The following is a 6,253-nucleotide window of genomic DNA, read 5'->3' as shown; positions in this document are numbered from 1 at the left end:
CTCATCTGAAATGCCCCTTTTTCTGGTTATTGGAATTTTTACATATCACCATCTTAACCAGTAAATTCGGGCATTTCAACCTACCTTACCTCTCTCGGCTTAAAAAATTACGCTTGAAGAAGGACTAGAACCAGATGTTAGAGCGTATTTCCCAGACTCAGAATCTGTGAATAGGGCTTTGCGTTGTTTAATTCCGCTGCTGTCACAAAAGCGTAAGGTAAAAACAAAGAAAGCCTAACAAAGCACTCCACCTGACCGCTATTCCGCTACGCTCCATAGCGGCAGGTGAGCTTGGTCGTTGGGCAACCAGGCATAGACGTGAATACTCAAAGAAGTATATTAAGGAGAATCGAATGAAGCCTTACAAAAAATCCGATGCTGCCATTGCCAGCCTCACTCCGGAACAGTTCCGTGTGACCCAGCAAAGCGGCACCGAGAATCCAGGAACGGGCGAGCATCTTGATAATACCGAGCCGGGCATCTATGTGGATGTCGTGTCGGGCGAACCACTGTTCGCGTCGTCAGACAAGTTTGAGTCGGGTTGCGGTTGGCCCAGCTTTACCAAACCCATCGAGCCCGCGCATATTAATGAGCTGCAGGATGTCAGCCATGGCACGGTGCGAACCGAAGTTCGCTCGGTTCATGGCGACAGCCACCTGGGGCACGTGTTTCAGGACGGCCCCAGGGATCGCGGTGGTTTGCGTTACTGCATCAATTCTGCTTCGCTGCGCTTCATCCATCGCGATGACATGGAAGCAGCAGGCTATGGCGAGTACCTTGATCAAGTGGAGGACAGGTAATGACACAGGGACGCGCTGTTCTGGCGGGCGGCTGTTTTTGGGGTATGCAAGATCTGATTCGCAAGTTGCCTGGGATTGAGGCCACCCGGGTGGGTTACACCGGCGGCGATGTCCCCAACGCCACCTACCGCAACCACGGCACACACGCCGAGGGTTTAGAGATTCTGTTCGATCCGGACAGGATTTCGTATCGCCGCATTCTGGAATTCTTTTTCCAGATACACGACCCCACAACCACTTACCGGCAGGGTAATGACCGGGGGCCGTCCTATCGCTCGGCAATTTACTATGTTAACGAGACGCAGAAGAAAACCGCGCTTGACACCATCGCCGATGTAAACGCCTCGGGATTATGGCCGGGCAAGGTGGTAACGGAACTCGAACCTGTAGGCGATTTCTGGGAAGCAGAGCCCGAGCATCAGGATTATCTTGAGCACTATCCCAACGGCTACACCTGCCATTACCCACGTCCGGACTGGATACTACCACAGCGCGCACGTGAGTGAGCGGTTGTTGATCTTGACTGAGGGCACATGACAATGTCTCCTGTTGGTTCGATCACGGTGGCAACCGCTTGGAGGAATTAGGGGACACTTCCCATATTTCTTGCTTGATCTGGTGGAAAAATACGGGAAGTGTCCCCATATTATTCCTGTCTGCATGCGGACACGCACTGGTGCAGGCAGCTTGAGTGTCAAATATCATAAATTAGGCCTTCGGCGACTTTTTCGTTGATGTAGAGCGAAGTGCCACTTCGCTCGAACGAAGCAATCGCTTCGTTCTACAACTTTGAAATTCCTGAACGTCAAGCAAGATGCTTGTGATACAATGTTGGAAAATTTACAAAAAATCGGGAATGCTCCCCACCGGGCAGGCGCAAAAGATAAACGATTCAATGTGGCCTGTTCCAGATCAGTTCTCCGTCCTTATAGACCTCCCTCACCCGGTGAAAAGGAATTGTTAATAATTCTCCGTTAGCGTCCATCAACTGGAAGGTAGCATGGTTTCCTTTTTCTAAAAGGATATTTTTAAAGGAGACCCGCATGATTTTCTGTGCAACGCGGTCAAAGTACCCGATTTCAAAAGTACCTTTCCCAAATTCGCTGTTCCAACGTATTTTGTTCAGCAGTTCATGAATGGGAATCATTATTTATGATTACATTCCTTTCAATAATTATAAATCGTAATATCTTAAAGGTTCTAAAAAATATCTTTCCATAATCCGTCATTGCTTATTCCTTATTCTTTGAAATTATGTAAGAACGATAGTACTTCATCATCTTCCAAATCATACCAGTTCTCATAGGCGTCTGCCACGGCGAAAATAAAACCGCTTCTCACGTTAAGGCAAACAAGTTCATCTACCTGAGACAGAACGTCATCAACCGTTTCTTTTAATCCTGTTGGAACGGCAACTACAATCTTTTGAGGTTCATGTCTTTTTATAAATGCAATGGCGGAAAGCATGGTATAACCGGACGCCAATCCATCGTCGACAATAATTGCGACCTTGTTTTTTACGGAAGGAAATGGCAAGCCTTTTCTAAAGAGATCGTTTCTCTTTTTGATTGTTTCTCTTGTTCTTTGAATCTGCCGTTCAACCTCTTCTGCAGATAAGTTGAGCTTGCTGAGGAGCTTTTCATTCAATAATACCATGTTATCAGGGCTGACAGCGCCAAATCCGGCTTCTGTGTTATAGGGTATCTGTACCTTTCGTACAATGAGTAAGTCAAGGGGAAGCACAAGGGCATTTACTATCTCTGCAGCTACCGGGACGCCTCCGGAAGGTATGCCAAGCACTATGGCATCGGTGTTTTTGTATCCAACGAGCTGTTGTGAAATGAGCTTTCCTGCTTCTCTCCTGTCGTTAAAGACATATAATTTGTTTCGAAATGATTTATCTTCAATGAGTGTATGCCGGAACATACGGGTAGTCACTGGAAAAAAGCTTGCTGTTCGACGTAAAGACCAATAAGTATAAGGTTTTTACGGCATTTTTGTTTTTTGACTTGGGGTGAACCTCCGTTGAAGTTGAGCAGGTCAATCCAGAAATTTTTTGTCCCATCTGTCCCCATTGATATGTCATTTATCAAAAATTTTTAAATTTGTTCAAACTGCTCCTTTGGAGCGCCACATGGAGGACAGACCCAATCATCAGGTAAATTCTGAAAGTTGGCGCCAGGATCAATTCCATGGTCAGGATCGCCGGAATTTGGGTCGTAGATATATCCACAAATCATACATTTGTATCTTTCCATTTTCTCAACTTCTCCTTATAATCCTTTGATTTTCAAAGCTTTTCATGATAAAAAAACTACTTAAAAAAATTTTACAGATTGCTTTGGGCTGACACTCACAATACGGGCTTTCTCTTAGTGTTTACTATAACTACGCTTTTCCGTGCTGATTAATATAGTCTATGAAGAAGGCTTTTAACTGAGGCGCATCACATTCAAAACCCATAGACATAGCCTTTTGAAGTGCTTGCTCACCTGTTATTCCTTCTTTTAAGGCCAAATACATCATTGCAAATGCCCCGGCACGTTTTCCCTTACTGCAGTGAACAAATACTGGAGCGGGCAAACGTTCTATTTCTTTACAAAATTGATCAACCTGCTCAGGCTTAATCCCTTCTTTGACCGATACAGGAATATTCAGGTATTTCATCCCTGATTTTTTAACTAACTCCCCTTCCTCTTTTGGAGAAAGTGGCTGATCCTCTTCTCCGGAAGCCCGAAGATTAACAACCGATTTAAATCCTTCTTGCGGTAGTTTTTTAATTTCTTCTTCAGATGGTTGACCCGCCGATGTGATACTATCGTTGATTTTAACCTGATCCTTCATAAAAAACTTCTCCTTTCAAAAAACTGGGTTTGTCCATGCAACCCCCTTGCAATGAATTTTATTATTCATATTTCGAATATCTTAAACAGGAACACAGATTTACTCAATCTTTCGGAAAGTATGGACAAACCTTCACCGTTTGAGGCATATTGATTAAGAGCGGCCTTGTTTATCTGATAGAGACAAGTCCAACTCATTTGTTTTTCAATACCTCTAAAAGCACTTGTGCATTATTTTTTTCTTCATCTTTGGCAGCATATAATAGAATAACTTTTCTGTTTTTCCCTAAATCCAACAATTGTTTCAAGGGTTCGTTTTTATCTTTCAACTCTTTCGTATAACGACTTTTAAACTCCTGCCAGCGTTCCTCTTTATGAGCAAACCATTTACGGAGGGTATCACTGGGAGAGACCTCTTTCATCCAATGGTCGATCATGGCCTCTTCTTTTTTGAGGCCCCGTGGCCATAGACGATCAACCAGTACCCTTATCCCATCACCTTCGTCTGGTTTTTCATAAACCCGTTTTATTCCAAACATGGCAAATTTAAACCTTTTTTTATGCGTGTTAGCCTGGAGAGTTATAAATTAACTATTTAATCGATCAATATCTACTTGCTTTAATTTCTAACCAATTGCACCTGGATTTTCTTTAAGGTGTTCAACTTTTGGGACCTTTCCCATGATATGGCACTTTGGAATGATAATATCAAAATGCATTATCACCCCGCTTTTCTTTATGACGTGTGTGTCGTAGGCAGCTACTTTCATAGATTATCCTTCAGTCATTTTAAAATACAGTTAACAGATACCCGAAAGCTGGTTACCAACAAGCATATCAACAGTCCTTGTACCACCGAGTATGATTTTGAGACATACCTTACCTTTTGGTTCAACAACAATTTTACCGATGATTAAAGTATCAATTTGATTTTTAAACTATTTTCTTTTTTTTACAATACCCTAAAATGGGTAGGTCTGAAAGGGGGTATAGCCTGCACATTTAACAAATAAGAAATTTTATGGTGTAAATGTCTGTTTTAATTTCATAAATACCATGGCTCGACAGTAGAGAACAGAATATAACAATGCCTTTTATTATATCCCCTCTCGGGAAAATAAGAGGAAGAGGAAGAGGAAGAGGAAGGGGAAGATGAAAGGAAAGAAAGATGGTGTCACATTTTGATCCGTGATTTCAAAATTGGGTTTTAATCACAAATCAATATGTGACGTCATTCCTGACCTGCTTATTTTTCTGAGTCTTTCCCGGAAGAAAGCTTTTCTTTTAAAAGTTCTCCAATTCCAGCGATGCTTCCAAGTATCCCGGTGGCTTCGTAAGGTAAAAACACCTTTGTAGCCTTTCCATCTGCAATCTTTTCGAGGGATTCCAGGTATTTTATTGCAATTAAGTCGTTGGTTGGCCTTCCATCATGTATCGCCCCGAATACCGTTTGGATTGCCTCGGCTTCACCCTTTGCGACAGTTAACTTTTTGTATTTGTCGGCTTCAGCAACCTTCCGTATTGCTTCCGCATCTCCTTCAGCCTTAAGGATTGCGGACTGCTTGTGCCCTTCAGCCTCAAGGATCATCGCACGTCTTTCCCGTTCTGCCTTCATCTGACGGTGCATTGCCTCTGTAACATCTTTGGGTGGATCTATTCTCTGGAGTTCAACCCTGGTTACCTTTGTTCCCCATTTATCGGTAGCGGTATCAAGTATCTCGCGTAATTTCGTGTTGATTAACTCTCTAGAAGTAAGTGATTCATCCAGTGCCAGATCGCCGATCAAATTTCTCAGGTTCGTTTGCGCCAGTTTGGTAATTGCCATGTAATAATTAGCAACATTATAGGTAACCTGTACTGGATCAGTAACCATATAATAGATTACAGCATCCACTTCTACGACAACATTATCTTTGGTAATAACACCCTGTGGGGGAACGTCTACCACCTGCTCACGCATATCTACCTTTAACATCCTTTCCAGAAAGGGTATGATAACAGTGAGTCCACTGTCTGCCGTACGCTGGTACTTTCCCAAACGCTCTATTAATCCTTTTTGCCATGGCCTTACCGTTTTTATGCCTCTCGCAGCAACGATTAATATCACAACCGCTAAAACAATAAATAATTGATATGGTTCCATTTTATTCTCCCTCCGTTAAACGTTTGACAACCAGATGCGTTCCTACTACTCTTATGACCTCAACCTTTTCTCCCGTTGATATGAAAGCGTTCGTATCGCTATTGGCCAACCATTCTTCATTGTCTATTCTGACACGCCCTGTATTCTTTATGTTATTAATTTCTTCCAGTACCACCCCCTTTTTGCCAATAAAACGATCAGCACCAATTCCGGGCGGTTGCTTTTTGGTAACACGTTCTGCAAATTTCCTTGAAATAGTAAAAAGTACACCAGAGATAACTAAAAAAGCCCCCCATTGCCAACCATCCCCGGCGCCTAACATTGCCAATATGCCAGCAATTGCAGCGCCAATGCTAAACCACAAAAGAAAAAATCCTGCGGTAAACATCTCCCCAATAGCAAAGATGGCCGCAATGACCATCCATATCCACCAGACCTTAACAATCATTGTTTTATCTCCTGTAATT

General features: G+C 43.0%; 10 protein-coding genes. 2 read left to right on the top strand and 8 right to left on the bottom strand.

The window, feature by feature from the left end; all coding sequences use genetic code 11:
- The first annotated feature begins 353 nt into the window (after positions 1–353).
- Positions 354–800 carry a peptide-methionine (R)-S-oxide reductase MsrB gene (msrB, locus tag ABJL82_RS06625; protein ID WP_347273943.1) on the top strand — a complete coding sequence of 149 codons (447 nt, stop codon included), beginning with the start codon at positions 354–356 and terminating at the stop codon, positions 798–800.
- Positions 800–1,306 carry a peptide-methionine (S)-S-oxide reductase MsrA gene (msrA, locus tag ABJL82_RS06620; protein WP_347273942.1) on the top strand — a complete coding sequence of 169 codons (507 nt, stop codon included), beginning with the start codon at positions 800–802 and terminating at the stop codon, positions 1,304–1,306. Before msrB ends, msrA begins: the two co-directional genes overlap by 1 nt.
- A 386-nt stretch (positions 1,307–1,692) precedes the next feature.
- Here msrA and ABJL82_RS06615 read toward each other — a convergent pair whose 3' ends face one another.
- The 8 genes from ABJL82_RS06615 to ABJL82_RS06580 form a co-directional block, all read right to left on the bottom strand.
- Positions 1,693–1,947: a DUF504 domain-containing protein gene (locus ABJL82_RS06615; RefSeq protein ID WP_347273941.1), complete on the bottom strand. Its 255-nt coding sequence runs from the start codon at positions 1,945–1,947 to the stop codon at positions 1,693–1,695.
- 92 nt (positions 1,948–2,039) lie between these two features.
- Positions 2,040–2,738 carry a phosphoribosyltransferase family protein gene (locus ABJL82_RS06610; RefSeq protein WP_347273940.1) on the bottom strand — a complete coding sequence of 233 codons (699 nt, stop codon included), beginning with the start codon at positions 2,736–2,738 and terminating at the stop codon, positions 2,040–2,042.
- 161 nt (positions 2,739–2,899) lie between these two features.
- A complete protein-coding gene (gene rd, locus ABJL82_RS06605) occupies positions 2,900–3,058 on the bottom strand; it encodes a rubredoxin (protein ID WP_347273939.1) in 159 nt (52 codons plus the stop codon).
- A gap of 130 nt (positions 3,059–3,188) precedes the next feature.
- Complete coding sequence (locus tag ABJL82_RS06600) at positions 3,189–3,644, bottom strand: protein tyrosine phosphatase family protein (RefSeq protein ID WP_347273938.1); 456 nt, start codon at positions 3,642–3,644, stop codon at positions 3,189–3,191.
- A gap of 193 nt (positions 3,645–3,837) precedes the next feature.
- Positions 3,838–4,182 (bottom strand): DUF488 family protein, encoded by a 345-nt coding sequence (locus tag ABJL82_RS06595; RefSeq protein ID WP_347273937.1) that lies wholly within the window; start codon positions 4,180–4,182, stop codon positions 3,838–3,840.
- A gap of 87 nt (positions 4,183–4,269) precedes the next feature.
- Positions 4,270–4,413 carry a DUF2024 family protein gene (locus tag ABJL82_RS06590; RefSeq protein ID WP_347273936.1) on the bottom strand — a complete coding sequence of 48 codons (144 nt, stop codon included), beginning with the start codon at positions 4,411–4,413 and terminating at the stop codon, positions 4,270–4,272.
- Between the two features lie 476 nt (positions 4,414–4,889).
- Entirely contained in the window at positions 4,890–5,786 is an 897-nt protein-coding gene (locus ABJL82_RS06585; protein ID WP_347273935.1) for an SPFH domain-containing protein, read from the bottom strand.
- A gap of 1 nt (position 5,787) precedes the next feature.
- Complete coding sequence (locus ABJL82_RS06580; RefSeq protein WP_347273934.1) at positions 5,788–6,234, bottom strand: NfeD family protein; 447 nt, start codon at positions 6,232–6,234, stop codon at positions 5,788–5,790.
- Positions 6,235–6,253: the final 19 nt, after the last annotated feature.

The sequence above is a fragment of the Candidatus Kuenenia sp. genome (assembly GCF_039794105.1).
Lineage (GTDB): Bacteria > Planctomycetota > Brocadiia > Brocadiales > Brocadiaceae > Kuenenia.
This window is presented reverse-complemented; position numbering and strand designations above follow the sequence as displayed.